At 68.2% G+C, this 19,550-nt stretch carries 17 protein-coding genes; 11 read left to right on the forward strand and 6 right to left on the reverse strand.

Annotated elements, in window-relative coordinates:
* Positions 1-73: 73 nt before the first annotated feature.
* From VX037_RS03645 to VX037_RS03660, 4 genes are read right to left on the reverse strand one after another with little or no spacing between them, the layout of a single operon-like run.
* A complete protein-coding gene (locus VX037_RS03645) occupies positions 74-787 on the reverse strand; it encodes an FAD-binding oxidoreductase (RefSeq protein ID WP_328713259.1) in 714 nt (237 codons plus the stop codon).
* A 16-nt stretch (positions 788-803) separates the two neighbouring features.
* A complete protein-coding gene (locus VX037_RS03650) occupies positions 804-1,400 on the reverse strand; it encodes a molybdopterin-dependent oxidoreductase (protein ID WP_235722251.1) in 597 nt (198 codons plus the stop codon).
* 21 nt (positions 1,401-1,421) lie between these two features.
* Positions 1,422-2,816: a mycothione reductase gene (locus VX037_RS03655; protein WP_328713260.1), complete on the reverse strand. Its 1,395-nt coding sequence runs from the start codon at positions 2,814-2,816 to the stop codon at positions 1,422-1,424.
* Complete coding sequence (locus tag VX037_RS03660) at positions 2,813-3,889, reverse strand: alpha/beta hydrolase (RefSeq protein ID WP_328713261.1); 1,077 nt, start codon at positions 3,887-3,889, stop codon at positions 2,813-2,815. Before VX037_RS03660 ends, VX037_RS03655 begins: the two co-directional genes overlap by 4 nt.
* A gap of 198 nt (positions 3,890-4,087) precedes the next feature.
* On the opposite strand from VX037_RS03660, the gene mqo reads away from it, so the two are divergent.
* From mqo to VX037_RS03690, 6 genes are read left to right on the forward strand one after another with little or no spacing between them, the layout of a single operon-like run.
* On the forward strand, positions 4,088-5,617 hold the full coding sequence (mqo, locus tag VX037_RS03665) for a malate dehydrogenase (quinone) (RefSeq protein WP_235722248.1): 1,530 nt from the start codon (positions 4,088-4,090) through the stop codon (positions 5,615-5,617).
* A 46-nt stretch (positions 5,618-5,663) separates the two neighbouring features.
* Positions 5,664-6,155 carry a GNAT family N-acetyltransferase gene (locus VX037_RS03670; protein WP_287015598.1) on the forward strand — a complete coding sequence of 164 codons (492 nt, stop codon included), beginning with the start codon at positions 5,664-5,666 and terminating at the stop codon, positions 6,153-6,155.
* Positions 6,152-8,137, forward strand: a complete 1,986-nt coding sequence (locus tag VX037_RS03675; protein WP_328713262.1) for a VWA domain-containing protein — start codon at positions 6,152-6,154, stop codon at positions 8,135-8,137. The genes VX037_RS03670 and VX037_RS03675 overlap by 4 nt, the downstream gene beginning before the upstream one ends.
* Before the next feature lie 39 nt (positions 8,138-8,176).
* Positions 8,177-8,794 carry a cob(I)yrinic acid a,c-diamide adenosyltransferase gene (cobO, locus tag VX037_RS03680; protein WP_235722245.1) on the forward strand — a complete coding sequence of 206 codons (618 nt, stop codon included), beginning with the start codon at positions 8,177-8,179 and terminating at the stop codon, positions 8,792-8,794.
* A 30-nt stretch (positions 8,795-8,824) separates the two neighbouring features.
* Positions 8,825-10,258, forward strand: a complete 1,434-nt coding sequence (locus VX037_RS03685; RefSeq protein ID WP_235722244.1) for a cobyrinate a,c-diamide synthase — start codon at positions 8,825-8,827, stop codon at positions 10,256-10,258.
* Complete coding sequence (locus tag VX037_RS03690) at positions 10,255-11,877, forward strand: GAF domain-containing sensor histidine kinase (protein WP_235722243.1); 1,623 nt, start codon at positions 10,255-10,257, stop codon at positions 11,875-11,877. The genes VX037_RS03685 and VX037_RS03690 overlap by 4 nt, the downstream gene beginning before the upstream one ends.
* Before the next feature lie 3 nt (positions 11,878-11,880).
* Here the strand turns inward: VX037_RS03690 and VX037_RS03695 are convergent, their stop codons facing one another.
* Positions 11,881-12,567: a response regulator gene (locus VX037_RS03695; protein ID WP_266063004.1), complete on the reverse strand. Its 687-nt coding sequence runs from the start codon at positions 12,565-12,567 to the stop codon at positions 11,881-11,883.
* 150 nt (positions 12,568-12,717) lie between these two features.
* Here VX037_RS03695 and VX037_RS03700 point away from each other — a divergent pair, with 150 nt between their 5' ends.
* The 4 genes from VX037_RS03700 (at position 12,718) to VX037_RS03715 (ending at position 16,952) form a co-directional block, all read left to right on the forward strand.
* Positions 12,718-13,728, forward strand: coding sequence for an acyl-ACP desaturase (locus VX037_RS03700; protein WP_328713263.1), 1,011 nt, complete (start codon positions 12,718-12,720; stop codon positions 13,726-13,728).
* The gene (locus VX037_RS03705) at positions 13,725-13,988 is read left to right on the forward strand and encodes a hypothetical protein (RefSeq protein WP_235722240.1); all 264 of its coding nucleotides are present in this window, start codon (positions 13,725-13,727) and stop codon (positions 13,986-13,988) included. The genes VX037_RS03700 and VX037_RS03705 overlap by 4 nt, the downstream gene beginning before the upstream one ends.
* A gap of 82 nt (positions 13,989-14,070) precedes the next feature.
* A complete protein-coding gene (gene cobA / locus VX037_RS03710) occupies positions 14,071-15,357 on the forward strand; it encodes a uroporphyrinogen-III C-methyltransferase (protein ID WP_235722239.1) in 1,287 nt (428 codons plus the stop codon).
* A 74-nt stretch (positions 15,358-15,431) separates the two neighbouring features.
* A complete protein-coding gene (locus VX037_RS03715) occupies positions 15,432-16,952 on the forward strand; it encodes an MFS transporter (protein ID WP_287015594.1) in 1,521 nt (506 codons plus the stop codon).
* 30 nt (positions 16,953-16,982) lie between these two features.
* Here the strand turns inward: VX037_RS03715 and yaaA are convergent, their stop codons facing one another.
* Complete coding sequence (yaaA, locus tag VX037_RS03720; RefSeq protein WP_266063000.1) at positions 16,983-17,723, reverse strand: peroxide stress protein YaaA; 741 nt, start codon at positions 17,721-17,723, stop codon at positions 16,983-16,985.
* Positions 17,724-17,783: 60 nt separating this feature from the next.
* Between yaaA and VX037_RS03725 the strand changes: the two genes are divergently transcribed.
* Positions 17,784-19,511 (forward strand): proline--tRNA ligase, encoded by a 1,728-nt coding sequence (locus VX037_RS03725; RefSeq protein WP_328713264.1) that lies wholly within the window; start codon positions 17,784-17,786, stop codon positions 19,509-19,511.
* The last annotated feature ends 39 nt before the right edge of the window (positions 19,512-19,550 follow it).

Genomic DNA, 19,550 nt, shown 5'->3' on the forward strand with positions numbered 1-19,550 from the left:
AAGAATCCCCCAGCAGACAGGCACTTTCGCGTATCACACGCCGCCCATCACCCAGCCACGTGAAAGATCGAGGCTAGCCGAAACGTTCGGTTCGAATCCGCTCGCGAGCATGGCCGGCGTCGATCATCGCGGCGGCATAATACTCCACGAATGCGGTGGGGCCGCAGATGAATACGGTCGGTGCCTCCTCCGGCCCGATGGTGAGTTCGGCGATCTCGGCGGCCCCGAGTCGACCGGTCGGACGGGGGTCCGTTTCGGGGCCACGTCGGGTGTAGGCCAGATGGACCGGCAACCGTCGATGCTGGGTGAGCTGGCGGAGGTCGTCGGCGAAAAGCATGCGATCCGGTGAGCGCAGAGAGTACACGAGATTGAAAACCGATGTGGGGGAAGCGATTTCGCGGTGTCGGAGCATCGACATGAGGGGGCCGAGCCCCGAACCGCCGGCGATCAGCTGCACCGGATCCGATCGGCTGCCGTCCCAGGTGAACCACCCGCCATGCGGCCTGGTCACCTCGAGCGGTTCACCCACCTCCACGACGTCGACGAGATACGGTGACACCTCGCCGTCGTCTGCCCGTTCGACGGTGACCTCGATAGTGCGTGACTCGCGGGCATCCGACACCGAGTACGTGCGTGCGGTCGAATAGCCGTCCTCGGCGGTGAGGCGGATGTCGAGATGCTGGCCGGGCACCGCGCGGAACGGTTCGGACAGGGCGAGCCGGAGTGATCGTGCGCTGTCGCTGTGCCGCGTCTGCGAGACGACGGTGCTCACCTGCCAGTCGTTCATGACCAGGTCCGCGCGGTCATGAGTAGCGCTGTTCGGTCCAGGGGTCGCCGTGCATGTGATAGCCGTTGCTCTCCCAGAATCCAGGGGTGTCGCTCGACATGAACCGTAGGCGGCACACCCATTTCGCGCTCTTCCAGAAGTACAGGTGCGGCACGAGCAATCGGGCCGGACCGCCGTGTTCGGCGGCCAGTGGTTCACCGTCGTAGGAGTCGGCGATCCAGCCGCGACCATCGACCAGATCGGCCAGAGCGACGTTGGTGGTGTAGCCGCCATGGCAATGCGCCATCACGAAGTCGCCGGCGTCCCACGGCAGTTCGGCCAGGATCGTGTCGAAGGACACGCCCCGCCAGCGGGTTTCGAACTTCGACCAGCGGGTCACACAATGGATGTCGGTGACGATGTCCTCGTGCGGCAGCTCCTGGAACTCGGCCCAGTTCCACTTGTGGATTCGATGTCGCGTGGACTGAACGGCCAGCGACCACGTGTCGAGGGACACCGTCGGCGTCGGTTCGGCCGACAGCACCGGAAAGTCGAACGTCCGGTATTGCCCGGGTGGCAGCCGGTCGGCATCTCGATCACGTCTGCCGACAAAGCCGCGGTTGACGATCGCCATGGCGGAAATCCTACCGGCCGATCAGATCTCGAGCCCCAACAGCGCGTTTTCGAGCACCTCGGGCATCGCCGGATGTATCCAGTACTGGCCGCGCGCGATTTCGTGCGCGGTCTGCCCGAAGGACATGGCCTGGATGATCGGCTGGATCACCGTGGGTGCCTGTGGTCCGAGGATGTGGCAGCCGAGTAGCCGACCGGTACCCCGCTCGGCGATCACCTTGCAGAAACCGGTGGTGTCCTCCATGGCCCACCCGTAGGCCACATCGCCGTAGGCCTGCACCTTGACGGTGATGTTGAGGTCCATGTCCCGCGCCTCGTCCTCGGTGAGTCCGACGGTGGCGATCTGCGGATGGGTGAACACCGCGGCCGGCACGTACCGGTGGTCGAACCAGACCAGGTCGTCGGCATCCCAGCCCTTGAGCAGATTCGCCTGCACCACCCGTTGCTCGTGATTGGCGACATGCTTGAGCTGATACGGCGAACTCACATCTCCGAGCGCCCACACGTGTGCGGCCGCGGTCCGGCCGTGCGGGTCGCACACCACCCGACCGTGATCGTCGAGATCGACCCCGATCGAGGCCAGATTGAGCCGGTCGCCGTTGGGGCGACGTCCGGTCGCAACCAGCAGCGCGTCACCGTCGAGATGCGTGCCGTCGCCGAGGCTGACCCGGACGCCGCCACCGTCGAGCTCGACCACGTTCGTCACGTCGGTATTCAGTCGTACATCCCATTTCTCCGCGGCCACCGTCGTGAACCGTGTCGAGATGTCGGTGTCGAGTTTGCGCAGCAGCGCGGGCCCACGTGCGATGACCGACACCGCGCTGCCCAGCGCGCCGAACACATGCGCGAACTCGGCTGCGATGTAGCCGCCGCCCACGATGATGAGCCGATCGGGGACATGGTCCAGACGCATGACGTCGTTGTTCGTGTAATACGGTGCGCCGCACTGGCTGATCGCGGGCGGGACGGTCGCTCGTGATCCCGCGGCGATCACCACCTCGTCGGCGAGGACCAGCGAGTTGGCGGTGACCAGGCGGTAGCGGCCGTCGTCGTCGCGTCCGTCGAATTCGACGTGCGTGGAGTACACGGTGATGTTGTCGCACCGTTGTTCGCGATACTCCCGGCCGCCGGCCGAGATCGGATCGATGCGACCGAACACCCGGTTCACGATGGCGGGCCAGTCCACCGAGTCGACACGGCTGTGCACGCCGAGCCGGTCTCCGCGCGCCGCGTTGTCGGCGACCTCTGCGGCGTAGACGAACATCTTCGTGGGGATGCAGCCGACGTTGAGGCAGGTCCCGCCGTAGACGCCCTCCTCGAAGATCGCGATCGATCTGTCGTCGAAACGCTCGTCGGGGATGGAGTTGCCGCTGCCGGTGCCGATGATCGCCAGGTCGACGATCTGGGTGGCGGTCATGCCGGCCCCGCGGTCGAATCCGACTGTGCCGCGGCCGGCACGCCGAGCGTGCCCTGCAGCCAGTTGTCGATCTCACGATAGGCGTGCTCACGGGCGTGTGGTACCGACAGCACCACATCGTGGCGGGCGTCGGCGATGGGGACGACGGCCACCCGGTCACCCAGACATCCGCTCCACCGCGACATGTGACGCACATCGAGAACCACATCGGCGTCGTCCACCGAACCCGGTTGCGCCCGGTTGAACAGGGTCTTGTCCGAGCGCAGCACCAACGACGGCACCCCGACGTCGACACCCCGATGCAGTCGCGCATGCCCACGCCGCACGGCATTGAGGAAGCCGAAGGTGACCGGAAATCCGCCCATCGGTTTCAGGGCCAGGTCGAAGGCCCACTCGCCGCCGGTGGTCTCGTGGATGCTTCGGCCGTAGCCATCGGAGAGTTCTTGGGGGAGTACCGCCTTCGGGCCGACGGCGGCGAGGCCACGCAACAGCAGCGAGACCGGCAGGGTCCGCAGGATCGGACTGCCCTGCAGATCGAACCAGGGGCTGTTGAGCAGCAGACCGCAGACCGCGGCATGCAGATCCGGCGATCCGGACCGAAGCCGGTCCAACCACAGCGAGGTGATGAGGCCCCCGGTGGAGTGGGCGGCCACGATCACCCGTTGCGGGCCACCGGCGGCTCGCGTCTCGTCGATGACCACCTGCAGTGCGCGGCCGAGTTCTTCGTCGTATTGGCGCAGGTCGGTGGTGAAGTGCGCGGTGTGCTGCGGCTGCAGTGAGCGTCCACATTTGCGCAGGTCGAGCGCATAGAAGGCGTAGCCGCGTTCGTGAAAGAAGTCGGCGAGAGGTTCGTGGAAGAAGTAGTCGGTGAATCCGTGGATGTAGAGCACCGCGCCGTGTACGGCCGGTTCGGGGCCGGCCTTACGCACCAGGGTCGCGGTGATCGGGTCCTCGCCGTCCGGGTCGGGACCCAGGGGCAGGGTGAGGACTTCGTAGCGATCCAACAGATGGTCGGGTTGCCAGGTCGCAGCTGATCGGCCGCCATCACGGGCGGCGCTGAAGGATGCGGTCACACGGTCCACTCTAGATATCGTGCGGGGGGTCGGGCGCGGCGGTGACTGTCGCCCAGCCCACACTTTGGCCCAGGCGATTCCGTTGTTTGCGCCGGAATGGGGAACAATGGCGGTTGACAGGGACGACCGATGGTGGCAGACCCTCGCGGCACACCGCGACAGCCTCGATCGTCCAACCCGTGCGAAGGAGAGCTCCTCGTGTCTCACTCGGTGATCAAGACGGACGTCGCGCTGGTCGGTGCCGGAATCATGAGCGCCACCCTCGGCGCTCTGATCCGTCGACTCGAGCCGACCTGGTCGATCAGTGTTTTCGAACGGCTCGACGCCGCGGCCGCGGAGAGCAGCGATCCGTGGAACAACGCCGGCACCGGGCACTCGGCGCTGTGCGAGCTGAACTACACCCCGAAGACCGCCGACGGCGATGTCAACATCGACAAGGCGATCAACATCAACGAGCAGTTCCAGGTGTCGCGTCAGTTCTGGGCCTACTCCGTGGACAACGGCATCCTCGGTGATCCCAGCGAGTTCATCAATCCGATCCCGCATGTGAGTTTCACCCACGGCAGCGACGGCGTCGACTACCTGCGTAAGCGTTATGACCGTCTCGCCGGCCAGGTGTTGTTCGAGGGCATGGAGTTCATCGACGACGAGGCGACCTTCAGCGAGCGTCTGCCGCTGATGTCGGCCGGACGCGACTTCTCCGACCCGGTGGCGCTGAACTGGTTCACCGACGGCACCGACGTCGACTTCGGCGCATTGACCCAGCAGCTGCTCAACCACATCGGCGAAACCGGTGCCGATGTGTACTTCGGTCACTCGGTCACCAACCTGTCCAAGCAGTCCGACGGCAGTTGGATCATGAAGGTCAGCAACCTGCGGACCAAGCAGAAAGTGACCGTGCACGCGAAGTTCGTCTTCGTCGGCGCCGGCGGCGGAGCGCTGCATCTGCTGCAGAAGTCCGGTATCGCCGAGGCGAAGGGTTTCGGCGGTTTCCCGGTGTCCGGGGAGTTCTTCCGCTGCACCAACCCCGACCTCGTCGCCGACCACCAGGCGAAGGTGTACGGTCAGGCCGCGGTCGGCGCTCCGCCCATGTCGGTGCCGCACCTCGACACCCGCGTCATCAACCATCAGCCGGGACTGCTGTTCGGGCCCTACGCCGGGTGGTCGCCGAAGTTCCTCAAGAGCGGCAAGATCACCGACCTCCCGTTCTCGGTCAAGCCGAACAACTTGCTGCCGATGCTGTCCATCGCGCCCCAGGAGTTCGGTCTCCTCAAGTACCTCATCAGCGAGCTGGCCGCCAGCCGTGCCGACCGCGTGAACACCCTCGGCGAGTTCGTCCCGCGTGCCGACGGCGCGGACTGGGAGATCATCACCGCCGGACAGCGTGTCCAGGTGATCCGCAAGACCGGCGTCGGCGGCTCGCTGGAGTTCGGTACAGCGGTGGTGACCGCCGATGACGGCACCATCGCCGGCCTGTTGGGCGCCTCGCCCGGTGCGTCGACCGCGGTGCCCGCGATGCTCAACGTGCTGGAGAAGTGCTTCCCGAAGGAGTACGCCGGGTGGAAGCCGGCACTCACCGAGATGATCCCGTCGTTCGGGCAGAAGCTCTCCGACAACCGCGACCTGTTCCGGCAGGTGTGGGACTGGACCAGCGCGAGCCTGCAGCTCAAGCGTGGGGCCGCCGCCCCACAGGTCGACGCCGAGCGCGCGACCGCGCCGGCCCTCTGAGCGGCCATCTGGTGCAGGCCCACACCGGTGTGATACTCACGAGACCATGACTTCGGCAGGGCAGTTGCACCAGAGTCCGGCCGACCGGATGGATGCGTCCACCCTCTACCAGATCCTGCGGTTGCGGGTGGACGTCTTCGTGGTCGAGCAGGCTTGTCCGTACCCCGAACTCGACGGCCGCGACCTGGAGGCGGGCACCCGTCAGTTCTGGATCGTCGACGACGACGTGGTGGTCTCGACATTGCGTCTGCTCACCGAACCTGCGTCGGCCGACGAGCAGCCGAGTTTCCGGATCGGCCGCGTGTGTACCGAACGCGGCCACCGGGGTCAGGGCATGACCGCGCGGCTGATCAGCGCTGCGCTCTCCGAGATCGGCGATCATGTCTGCCTCATCGAAGCGCAGGCCTACCTCGTGGAGATGTATGCCAAATTCGGGTTCGTGGTGCAGGGCGACGAGTACCTGGAGGACGGCATCCCGCACGTGACCATGCGTCGCGACCCGGCCGTGCCCGCGACGACCGTCGACGGGCCGCGATGAGCGGCCGGCACCATCGCGGCGCCGAGATCGACGGACCTGTCCGCTACCCGTTCAGCGCGGTCGTCGGGCAGGAACGGCTCAAGCTCGCGCTGATCTTGTCGGCGATCGCACCGGGTATCGGCGGGGTGCTGATCCGGGGCGAGAAGGGTACCGCCAAGTCGACCATCGTGCGTGGACTCGGCCCGCTATTGCACACCGGCGACGAGTCGGATCGCTCGCGCCCCGGTGGCGGAGACGGCGTGCGTGGCCGGGTCGTCGAGCTGCCGATCGGCGCGACCGAGGACCGGGTCATCGGATCGCTCGACCTGACCGCGGTGCTCAGTGAGGGCCGCACCCGGTTCACCCCCGGGCTGCTGGCCTCGGCCGACGGTGGCGTCCTCTACATCGACGAGGTCAACCTGCTGGCCGACCACCTCGTCGACGTCCTCCTCGACGCCGCCGCCAGCGGCCGGGTCACCATCGAACGCGACGGGGTGTCCCACACACAGGCCGCCGACTTCGTCCTCGTCGGCACGATGAATCCGGAAGAGGGCGAACTGCGCCCGCAGTTGCTGGACCGCTTCGGTCTGGCCGTCGACGTCGCCGCCGGCCGCGACATCGACGAGCGGGTGGCCATCGTCTCGCGCCGGATGGCCTTCGACGCCGATCCAGAGGCGTTCGTGGCCGACCATGCGGCTGCCGAAGCCGAACTGACGCAACGGATCGCCGACGCTCGTGCACAGCTGACCGAGGTGACCATCCCGCCGGTGGAGCTGCGCCGGATCGCCGGGGTCTGTGCTCATCTCGAGGTCGACGGTCTGCGCGGCGACATCGTGGTGGCCCGGACCGCGGCGGCGCACGCCGCGTGGCGGCTCGCCGACGAGGTCACCGCCGACGACGTCCGCGTCGCAGTCGAACTCGCGCTGCCGCATCGGCGCCGGCGCAATCCGTTCGACGAGTCCGGGCTCACCGACCAACAACTCGACGACGCGATGGATGCCGGTGCCGACGCCGCCGGCAGCGATACGCCCGACCCGACCGACCCCGACCCGGCCGACCCGGGCGGTGGTGGTGGCCACGACGGCGACGGTGGCGACGAGCCGGGCAAGGCGTCCGATGTCGATCAATCCTCCGGCGAGACGACGTCCGAGGGCGAGACGACGTCCGAGAGTGAGCAGCCCTCCGAACCGGCGCCAGGTCCGCGCTTCGGTTCCGTACCCTCCACGTCGACGGCACCGCGCATGACGCGCCTGGATGTGCGCGGGATCGGTGAAGGCGACCCAGGGCGCCGGTCGCGTGCGCGGTCGCGTCGCGGGCAGACCACGCGCGCAATCGATTTCACGCACGGCCAACCGGTGCACCTGTTCGGGACCGTGCTCTCGGCCGCCGATCGGGCGGCCGGTGGCACGGTGCGGGTGGCACCCGACGATCTGCGCGGCGCCGAGCGCATCGGTCAGGAAGGCAACCTCGTCGTATTCGTCGTCGACCTCTCCGGTTCGATGACTGCTCGCCGTCGACTGTCGGCGGTGACCGGTATCTGTGTCGATCTGCTGCGCGACTCCTACACCCGACGCGATCGGGTGGCGGTGGTGGTGGCGCGCGGTTCGTCGGCCGAGGTGGCGGTGCCGCCGACGAGATCGGTGGACATCGCGGTCCGTCGGCTCGCCGAGATCCGGACCGGCGGACGCACGCCACTGGCCGAGGGGCTGATCGCGGCCACCGAACTGATCGACCGAGCCGCTCGCCGCGAGCCGCACCGGCGACCATTGGTGGTGGTGCTCACCGATGGCCGGGCCACCGCGGGCCCCGACGCCTCGGCACGAGCCCGCGCGGTCGCGGGCGCAATCGGCCGACGTGGGATTGATTCCGTCGTCGTGGATTGCGAACAGGGGATGATCCGGCTCGGCCTGGCCGCCGAACTGGCAGCGACGATGGGTGCGCGGTGCCTGCCGATGGACGAGCTGACGGCGGGTGTGCTGCGCAGCGACGGCCGGGCCGCCTGAGACACTGTTCGCACCAGACCGCGACCGGCAGGAGGCAGCGTGCCGCAAGGAGTGCCCGACACCATCCCCGACGATGGGCTGACCACCCGGCAGCGGCGTAACCAGCCGGTGCTCGCGGTGCACACCGGCGAGGGCAAGGGCAAGTCGACCGCGGCGTTCGGCATGGCGATGCGGGCCTGGAACGCCGGCATGCGGGTGGCGGTCTTCCAGTTCGTGAAGAGTGCCAAATGGCGGGTCGGCGAGGAGAGCGCCCTCACCGCGCTCGGCGAGGTACACGAACAGACCGGGCGCGGAGGTCCGGTGGAGTGGCACAAGATGGGCCAGGGCTGGTCGTGGTTGCGAGCCAACGCCGATCACGACGACGATCACGCCGAAGCGGCACGCGCCGGTTGGGACGAGATAGCCCGGCGACTGGCGGCGCACGAGCACGATTTCTACGTCCTCGACGAGTTCACCTATCCGCTGCATTGGGGGTGGGTGGACACCGACGCGGTGGTGGCGACCTTGCGAGCACGGCCCGGACGCCAACATGTGGTGATCACCGGCCGCCGAGCGCCGGCCACCCTGATCGACGCCGCCGACCTCGTCACCGAGATGCACAAGATCGCGCACCCGATGGACGCCGGCCGCAAGGGACAGAAGGGCATCGAATGGTGACCAGGTGACACACCGCCGCGGGAACGTCGGATGAGTGCAGTCCCGGCTGTCGTGATCGCCGCGCCTGCCTCGGGCAGCGGCAAGACGACGGTGTCCACCGGTCTGATCGGCGCCCTGCGGGCTGCGGGTCATCGGGTGGCGCCGTTCAAGGTGGGGCCCGATTACATCGATCCCGGATATCACGCTGTCGCCGCCGGCACGGTGGGACGCAACCTGGACCCGAACCTGGTCGGTCCGGAGCTGGTGGGACCGTTGTTCGCCGCGGGGGCGGCCGGTGCCGACATCGCGGTGGTCGAGGGGGTGATGGGCCTGTTCGACGGCCGCATCCTGCCCGAAGAGACCGGTGCCGAGGACCCCGCGGCTTTCGGGTCGACGGCACATGTCGCCCGGCTCATCGGCGCGCCGGTCGTGCTCGTCGTCGACGCCGCCGGTCACAGTCAGTCGCTGGCCGCAGTGTTGCACGGGTTCATCGGGTATGACCCGTCGATCCGCATCGTCGGTGTGATCCTCAACCGGGTCGGCTCCGACCGCCACGAGACCGTGTTGCGACAGGCGTGCAGTCGGGTCGGGCTGCCGGTGGTCGGCGTGCTGCGCCGAGACCCCGGGCTGCAGGTGCCGTCGCGTCACCTCGGACTCATCCCGGCGGCCGAACGGCGCGACGACGCAGTGCGCGCGGTGGCCGCGATGACCGCCACCCTGGGTGCGGCCCTGGATCTCCCGGCGATCGTGGCGGCCGCACAGAGCAGTCTGCGGCCTGCGGTGACGCCGTGGTCGGCCGATGACGCGGTGGCCGCTCACTGTCGGGTCGCCGACGTCGGGGCACGACCGCGCGTGGCCGTCGCCGGCGGCGCGGCGTTCACCTTCGGTTACGCCGAGCACCGAGAACTGCTGACCGCCGCCGGTGCCGATGTGGTGGGTTTCGATCCGCTCGTCGACCCCCTGCCGGCGGACACCGACGCGGTGGTGATCGGCGGGGGATTCCCGGAAGAGCACGCTGAGGCGCTGTCGGCCAACGAACCGTTGCGCAGCGGGCTCGCGGCGCACGCGAGGTCGGGTCGTCCGATCGTCGCCGAATGTGCCGGATTGCTTTACCTCGCAAGCGAACTCGACGGCCATCCGATGGCCGGGGTGCTGGATGTGGCGGGCCGGTTCGGTCCGACGTTGACGCTCGGATACCGCGATGCGGTGGCGGTCACCGATTCAGTTGCCTTCGCCGCCGGTGAACGGGTGACCGGTCACGAATTCCACCGCTCGACGGTCCACGCAGGGGTGCACGCGCCCGATCCGGCGTGGGCGTGGCGCGATCACCGAGGTCACCCGGGCAGCCACGGATTCGCCTCCGGTGCGGTCCATGCGTCCTATCTACATGTGCACCCGGCGGGTTCGCCGGCGGCGGTCGTGCGGTTCGTGGAGCACGCCCGAGCGCACGCCGAACGCACGGAACGTACGGGGCGCGCGGGATGAATCGTGGGTTGAGCGAGGCGCTCGACGCGCTGGCGCGCCACGGCGTCGACGACCCCCGCGTGCTGAGTGACCTCCTCGAGGCCGTGCTCGTCGTCGGCCGGGGTCTCGAACTCGACCGCGCTTTGCAGCGCATCGTGGATGTCGCGTCGCAGGTCGTCGGCGCCCGCTACGGCGCGCTCGGCGTGCGGGGACCCGACGGCGGACTCAGCGCCTTCGTCTACACCGGCATCACCCCGGCCCAGCGATCACAGATGGATCACCTACCGGTGGGTCGCGGCGTGCTCGGCCTGCTCATCGACGAACCGCAGGTGTTGCGGATTCCCGCGCTCGGCGACCACCCGGCATCGGTGGGATTCCCGCCCGGCCATCCGCCGATGTCGACGTTCCTCGGTGCGCCGATCATCATCCGCAGATCCGTGTTCGGCAGCATCTATCTCACCGAGAAACGGACGGCCCCGGAATTCACCGAGGTCGACGAAACCTTGGTGGCGGTGTTGGCCGTGGCCGCAGGGGTCGCGGTGGACAACGCCCGACTGTTCGAGCAGGCCCGGACCCGGCATCGCTGGATGCAGGTCATCGCCCGGCGCGGTTCGGAACCGATGGCGGGTATCGCGTTGGAGGACACCCTGGCACGCCTGTGCGATGACGTCGCCGACCTCACCGCCGCCGTCGACGTCTTCGTGCTGACCGGAGCACCCGGTGGGGTGGAGGTGGTCGGACACACCGGGGCAGCGATCGCCGGCGGCGACCTCGGGGTGACCGCCTTCCCGACGCGGACCGTGGTGCCCGCAGACGAGATCGGTTCGTCGCTGATCCGGCGCGCTGCCCGTTGGGTGACGGTGCAGCCACTGCAACGCGCGGCCGGAACCTTCGGCCGCCTCGTCATCACCCACGCCGACCGGCCACGATGGGATGACGAGGACGCGGCAGGCCTCGCCGGTGTCGCCGAGGTGACCTCGCTCGCGGTCGCCTACGCCGAACAGCAGCAGGTGGCTCGCGATCTCGAGGTGCTCGAGGACCGGCATCGGATCGCGCGGGATCTGCACGATCACGTCATCCAGCGACTGTTCGCGATCGGGATGTCGGTGCAGACGATGTTGGCCGGGGCCGCTACCGACGACGCCGCCCGTGCACGGCTGGAGCAGGTGGTGGCCGACCTCGACCGCACCATCGCCCAGATCCGCACGTCCATCTTCGATCTGCAGACCATTTCTGGCCACCACGACACCGCGACGCTACGTAGGCGCGTGCTCGACATCGTGTCCGAACTAGCCGCGCAGGCGCCGATCGCGCCGAGCGTGGCATTTGCCGGTCCGGTCGACACCGTCGTCCCCGAACGGCTGGCCCCACACATCGATGCGGTGCTCCGGGAGGGGTTGTCGAATGCGTTGCGACATGCGGACGCTGACCACATCGACGTGTCGGTGACCGCCGACGACGGCGTGCTCACCGTCGCGATCAGCGACGACGGCGTCGGGATCGGAACCGACGTGGTCTACCGCGGTCTAGACAACCTCACCCGCCGAGCCGAGGACTGTGATGGCGTGTTCGAGGTCGCGACGGCGCCCGGCGGTGCCGGTGGCACCACACTTACCTGGACAGTGCCGCTCACCGGGTGAGCCTCAGGGCGCCCGGCCGTCACGCAGTTTGGTCGCCATGACCGCCACCTGGGTGCGGCGTTGCATGTCCAGTTTGGTCAGGATGCGCGACACATAGTTCTTGATCGTCTTCTCCGCCAAGAACATTCGCTCGGCGATCTGTCGATTGGTCAGCCCCTCACCGATCAGCTTGAACACCTCGCGCTCCTGATGGGTGAGTTCGGCGAGGGGATCGTGGGCGGGGGCACTGCGGTTGCGGAGTTTGGCCAGCAGCGCCGATGTGCTGCGGTCGTCGAGCAGCGATCCACCCGCACCGACGGTGCGGACCGCTTCGATCAGGTTGTGGCCGAGGATCTGCTTGAGCACAAACCCCGACGCCCCGGCGAGCACCGCCGCGAGCAGCGCGTCGTCGTCGGCGTAGCTGGTCAGCATCAGGCACCCGATCGACGGTTGCGCGGCCCGGACGTCGCGGCAGAGTTCGACGCCGGAGCCGTCGGGGAGGCGGACGTCGAGGACCGCGACGTCGGGCACGGCAGCGAGGATCCCGACCCTCGCCTCACCCACCGTCGCCGCCTCACCGATCACTTCGAGATCGTCGGCGGTGCTCAACAGATCGCGAAGTCCGCGTCGCACCAATTCGTGGTCGTCGACCAGATAGACGCGGGTCGGCGTCGGCCGGGTGGCGCCCTCTGTCGGAACCTCGGGAGGCATGGTCTGACGGTACCGCAGCGCCCCGGCCGGGGCAGTCGCCCGATCCGGCGACCTGCGACCCAGCGCAGTCGGGACTTTCGGCCCACGAGACGCACGGCCACCCGCGAGCAGAGTTGATCGCGTCATATCCGTGTGACCCCGAGGAGAGCGATGACCAGTCTGATCGATCCACCCGCGGTGACCGACAACCGGATGTCCGGGTCGGATCTGCTCCGAGAGTTGTTGCCGGTGTGCGAGACCGAGGTCGACCGGCACATGAAGATGACCAAGGACTGGCATCCGCACGACTACGTGCCATGGGACGACGGGCGCAACTTCGCCGCGCTGGGCGGGGTGGACTGGGACCCGTCGCAATCGCAGCTGTCGGAGACCGCCAAGGCCGCGATGATCACCAACTTGCTCACCGAGGACAATCTGCCCTCGTATCACCGCGTCATCGCCGAGAACTTCAGCCTCGACGACGCGTGGGGATTCTGGGTGGGACGCTGGACCGCCGAGGAGATGCGGCATTCGGTCGTCATGCGCGACTACCTGGTGGTGACCCGCGGGGTGGATCCGGTGGAGCTGGAGAACACCCGGATGGCCCACATGACCCACGGGTTCAACCCGCTGCCCGCTGACGACGGGCAACGCGACCACAGCTACGACATGCTCTATGCGGTCAGCTACGTCAGCTTCCAGGAACTCGCGACGCGGGTGTCACATCGCAACACCGGCAAGGCGTGCGGTGACCCGGTCGCCGACCGCATGCTGGCGCGGGTGGCCGCCGACGAGAACCTGCACATGCTCTTCTACCGCAACATCGTCGCCGGTGCGCTCGACCTGCTGCCCGATCAGACGATGGCCGCGATCTACGGGATCGTCGCCAACTTCCAGATGCCCGGTGCCACGATGCCGAACTTCCGACGCAACGCCGTGCTCATCGCGAAGGGTGGCATCTACGACCTCCCGCAACACCTGTCCGAGGTAGTGATGCCGGTGTTGCGCAAGTGGCGGATCTTCGAGCGCGACGACTTCGGACCGCTCGGCGAGCACTACCGCGACCTGCTGGGCCGGTTCCTCGACGAGATGGACGTCAAGGTCCGCAGGTTCGAGGAGTCGCGTGAGCGGGCCTTGCAGCGACAGCGGGCACGCGGGGTCGATTCGGACGCGCTGCTGTGACCGACACCGACACCGCGGCCCCGATCGCCGAGGCCCCGATCGCCGGCTTCGACACCGCCATCGCCATGGCCGAGGCGGCCAGCTGCGGCAACGTGAGCTGGTGGAACTCGATCCGTATGCAACCCGAGGATCCGGCGCTCGGCGAGTACGCGACATCGGTGCTGCTCGCGGAGCTGCTGCGGTCATCGGCTCACCGTCTCGGAGTTCCGGTCGCCGACGTGTGGGAACTCGCCCGGCGGAGCGGCCGGCTGCCGGGCTGACCGGGTGGCCTGAGCGGGCGGCGAGGAAGGGAGACCGGCACTGGTCGGCCCGACCGATGGAGGGTCGGTAGGCTCGTGGGTCATGTCCTCAGGCGTGTCCGACGGTGCCGATGGTGCCCGTCCCGCAACCGAAACGTCCCCGACCCCCGGGTCGCCGAACGACAGCTCCGGCGGTCACTACCTGGTCGGTCTCGACCTGGTCGGTCGCCGGGTGGTCGTGGTGGGCGGTGGGTCGGTGGCCCAGCGCCGACTGCCCAATCTGATCGCTGCCGGCGCCGACGTCCACGTGATCGCCATCGACCCGACACCCGCGGTCGAGTCCACCGTCGGGATCTCGGTGTCGCACCGAGCCTATGAGAACGGCGACCTCGACGGGGCGTGGTACGTGATGGCCTGCACCGACGACCCGGCGGTCAACGCGCAGGTCGTGGCCGACGCCGAGGCCCGCCACACCTTCTGTGTCCGCGCCGACGACGCGCGCTTCGGCACCGCGGTCACCCCGGCGTCCGGCCGACATCGGGATCTGCAGTTCGGTGTGCTCGCCGGTGGCGACCACCGGATGTCGGCGGCGTTGCGGGCCGCGATCGGCCGGGCGCTGGCCGACGGGTCGCTGCGTGTCGAGGACGACGCACCGCATGCCGCGGGGGTGGCGCTCGTCGGCGGTGGTCCCGGCGATCCCGACCTGATCACCGTGCGCGGCCAGAAACTGCTGGCTCAGGCCGACGTCGTTGTCGCCGATCGGTTGGCGCCCGCGCAATTGCTCGCCGAACTCGGCCCGCAGGTGGAGATCATCGACGCCGCGAAGGTGCCCTACGGCCGCTCCATGAAACAGGACGCCATCAACTCGGTGCTGGTGGAGCGCGCGCAGGCGGGCAAGTTCGTGGTGCGACTCAAAGGCGGCGACCCCTATGTCTACGGACGCGGCTTCGAAGAGGTGCAGGCGTGTGTCGAGGCAGGCGTGCCGGTGACGGTGGTCCCCGGCATCAGCAGCCCGATCGCCGCCCCGGCGTCGGCCGGCATCCCGGTCACCCATCGGGGCGTGACCCACGAGGTCGTCATCGCCTCCGGTCATGTCGCCCCGGATCATCCCGATTCGCTGATCGACTGGCCGGCGATCAGTAAACTGCGCGGGACGCTGGTGCTGATGATGGCGGTCGAACGCGTCGACGTGTTCGCCGATGCGCTCCTGGCCGGCGGCAAACCGCCTGCCACCCCGGTCGCGATGATCGAGAACGGGTCGCTGCCCACGCAGCGTGTCCTGCGTACCGACCTGGAGCATGCCGCGGCCACCGCCGACGAGCACGGATTGCGGCCGCCGGCGATCGTCGTGATCGGCGACGTGGCCGGATTCACCGACCTGGCTACGTAGCGGCGGCACAACCGACCGAAACGGGCCAACGGCGATTGGCATATTCGGGGCGCCGGACGGTACCGTCGAACTTTATGTCAGCCCCCGAAACGTCGAGCCCCGCGCACGCCGGCGTGCCGGCCTACCGCAACGTCTTCGGGCCCGCGATCCTGGTGCTGAGCGGAATGCAGCTGCTCATGGTGCTCGACGGCACCGTGGCCGCCCTCGCGTTGCCCAAGATCCGCGATGCGCTGTCGCTCTCGGAGTCCGGTGCCAACTGGATCATCAGTAGTTATGTCCTCGCATTCGGCGGGCTGATGTTGCTCGGCGGCCGTCTCGGCGACGCGTTCGGGCGAAAGCGGATGTTCGTCATCGGTGTGGTGGCCTTCACCGTCACCTCGCTGCTGTGCGGTGTCGCATGGAACGAGGCCAGTCTCATCGTCGGGCGCGCCTTGCAGGGGGCCTCGGCGGCGATCGCCGCGCCGACGGCGATGGCGCTGGTCGCGACCACCTTCGCACCCGGAAAGGCGCGCAGTCAGGCGTTCGCCATCTATGCGGCGATGACCGGCGTCGGCTCGGTCGCCGGACTCATTCTCGGTGGCGTCCTCACCCAGGTGTCGTGGCGGCTGGTGTTCCTCATCAACGTGCCCATCGGGGTGCTCGTCGCCGTCGGTGCGGTCGCGGTACTGCGCGAGTCGCAGGGTGAGCGGTTGTCGCTCGACATTCCCGGCGCGATCCTCGGCACATTCGGTTGCACCTTGCTGGTGCTGGCGGTCAACGAGGGACCCGACGGGTGGGCGCGCCCGCTGGTGGTGGGATCGTTCATTCTCGGTGGCCTCGCCCTGACCGCCTTCGTCATCGTCGAACGACAGGCCGCCAATCCGATCCTGCCGTTTGTGTTGTTCGACAATCGCAGCCGTGTCGCCGCGCTCGTCGCGATCTTCTTCGCCAGCATGATCATGATGTGCATGGCGGTGTTCATCTCGCTGTATCTGCAGGGCATTCTCAAGTACTCGCCGATCCAGAGCGGGATGGCCGTGGTGCCCTTCGCGTTCGGCCTCGGCATCGCGGCCGCGATCGCCTCGAAGCTGGCGCTGATCATCCAGCCTCGGTGGCTGGTGTTGCTCGGTGGCGCGATCATCCTGGCCGGCTGCCTGTACGCATCGTCGATCGCCACCGGCAGTCCCGGATACTTCCCGAGCATCGGCCTGCCCGTGGTGGTGATCGGTTTCGGTGTCGGCTTCGCCGTCATCCCGCTGACCCTGTCGGTCGTCGCCGGAGTGGGCCCCACCGAGATCGGCCCGCTGACCGCGCTCGCCCAGGTGGCGCAGAACCTCGGTGGTGCGATCGGTCTGGTGGCCGTGGGCGCCGCAGTCACCTCGCGGGCGCTGTCGGAGGGTGGCACCACCCGGCCCGTCGAGGAGATGAACCCGACCGAACTCGCCGCGCAGGCCAGCGGCTACGGTCTCGCCTTCGCCTGCTGCGCCGGGATCGCGGTGCTCGCCGCCGTGGTGGTGCTGTTCATGCGGTTCACCCCGGAGGAAGTGGCCGAAGGTCAGGCGGCGCAGGAAGCCGCCAACGCCAACCTCGACGTCGACGAGCGCACCCAGCACTGAGGCCGCTGGCCCGGCGGCGGAGCGCTGCGGTCAGTCGGTGATAACCACGATCTGCTCGGAGCCCTCGATCTCGACCCGCTGGCCCGCGTCGGACAACACGGCGGCGAGACCGTCGATGTCTCGCACGTTTCGGCGAGTGTGCACCAGGGCGCGGGCCATCAGCCCTTTGTAGTGCTTGTTGAAGTGGCTGACCACTTTCCGGCTGCCGTCGGCGGCCTCGGTCACCACGGTGGCGGTGACGGCGTCGCGAACCGGGCCGAGTTGCTGATACACCCCGGACCGTAGGTCGACGATGAAGTCGTCCACAGCGGCGAGACTGTTCGACAACTCCGGCTTCCAGACCGACGCCAGCGTCGACATGCCGGGCAACTTGGAGCCGCCCGACAGCCGGTACGCCGGAATCATGTCGCCGGCACGGACCACGCCGAACAATGCCGAACCGATGGCGAGGCGTTCGCCGGCTTTGGTCTTCTGTGCGCGGGTCATGGCACCGTGGTCGAGTGCGTCGTAGAGCACCCCCGTGTAGCGCTCGATCGCCGGTCGGGTGGGGGCGAGCCACAGATCCGCGTTGCGGTCCACCTCCGCCAGCTGGGTACGGCCCAACCCGAGGGCGGCTCGGCTGGCGTCGAGATCTGCCGACAACTCGACGAGCGACTCGGCGATGCGTTTGCGGATGGGATTGAGCTCCGGAAACACCAGGGTGTCCAGGTCGAGCGGCGCACCACGCCCACCGTCGGATTTGGTCTCGGAGGGAGGGAGGATGACGAGCACCGCAACACCATAACGAGCCGCAGATCGGCACGTCTAAGCTGGTCACCTGTGATCACTCGCATGTCCACGCTGTTCCTGCGCACACTCCGTGATGACCCGGCCGACGCGGAGGTCCCCAGCCACAAACTCCTCGTCCGGGCCGGCTATGTCCGCCGAGCGGCGCCCGGGGTGTACAGCTGGCTGCCGCTGGGTCTGCGGGTGCTGCGCGCTGTCGAGCAGGTGGTGCGCGAGGAGATGGACGCCATCGGGGCGCAGGAGATCCTGCTGCCGGCGCTGCTGCCGCGCGACCCTTACGAATCCACCGGGCGATGGACCGAGTACGGCGACAACCTGTTCCGGCTCAAGGACCGCAAGGGCGCCGACATGCTTCTCGGACCCACCCACGAGGAGCTGTTCGCCCAGCTGGTCAAGGGGGAGTACTCCTCCTACAAGGATCTGCCGGTGATCCTGTATCAGGTGCAGACGAAGTACCGCGACGAGGAGCGGCCGCGTGCCGGAATCCTGCGTGGGCGCGAATTCGTCATGAAGGACGCCTATTCGTTCGACCTCGATGACGACGGGTTGAAGCGGGCCTACTCCGCCCACCGCGAGGCCTATCAGAAGATCTTCCGTCGCCTCGAGGTCGAGTATGTGATCGTCGCGGCCACCTCCGGGGCGATGGGCGGCAGCGCGTCCGAGGAGTTCCTCGCCGAGAGCGAGGTGGGCGAGGACACCTTCGTCCGGTGCATCGAGTCCGGGTACGCCGCCAATGTGGAAGCGGTGGTCACCCCGGCTCCCGAACCGATCCCGTTCGAGGGTCTGCCGGAGGCCGAGATCTACAACACTCCGGACACCCCGACCATCGACTCACTCGTGCAGTGGGCCAACGCCACTCTGGACGGCACGTTCGGCGGACACGACACTTTGAAGAACGTGTTGGTCAAGGTGCGCCAACCGGGCGGCGACTGGGAGATCACCGGTATCGGTGTGCCCGGCGACCGTGAGGTCGACATGAAGCGTCTCGAGGCGGCGCTCGAACCGGCCGAGGTGGAGATCCTCTCCGACGAGGATTTCGCCGCGAACCCGTTTCTCGTGAAGGGATACATAGGACCGAAGGCACTGGCGGCCAACGGCGTCCGTTTCCTGGTCGACCCGCGGGTGGTGGACGGCACCTCCTGGATCACCGGCGCCGACCAGCCTGGCAAGCACTTCGTGAACCTCGTCGCCGGACGCGACTTCACCCCGGACGGCACGATCGAGGCAGCCGAGGTCCGCGACGGGGACCCGTCTCCGGACGGCAAGGGGCCGCTGGTCTCGGCCAAGGGCATCGAGATCGGCCACATCTTCCAGCTCGGTCAGAAGTACACCGATGCCTTCGAGGTGGATGTGCTGGGCGAGAGCGGAAAACCGGTGCGCCTCACCATGGGCTCTTACGGCGTCGGGGTCTCGCGCCTGGTCGCCGTGATCGCCGAACAGTGCCACGACGAAAAGGGTCTGCGGTGGCCTCGGTCGGTGGCACCCTTCGCGGTCCACCTCGTGATCGCAAACAAGGACGAGGCCGCCATCGCCGGCGCCCACCAGTTGGCCGAGGATCTCGACGCGGCAGGGTTGTCGGTGCTGCTCGACGATCGCAAGGCCTCCCCGGGCGTGAAGTTCAAGGACGCCGAACTGCTCGGGATGCCCGTGGTCGTCGTGGTTGGCCGCGGATATGCCGACGGCACCATCGAGATCCGCGACCGCTTCACCGGGGAGGCCACCGAGGTGCCGGTCGACGACGCCGTGGCACGGGTGACCGAGGCTGCCCGATAGGCGGTGGGCACGGTCGCGGGGTCAGGTGATCGCCGACGA

It is taken from the genome of Gordonia sp. Z-3, from assembly GCF_036233855.1.
GTDB classification, from domain to species: Bacteria; Actinomycetota; Actinomycetes; order Mycobacteriales; family Mycobacteriaceae; genus Gordonia; species Gordonia tangerina.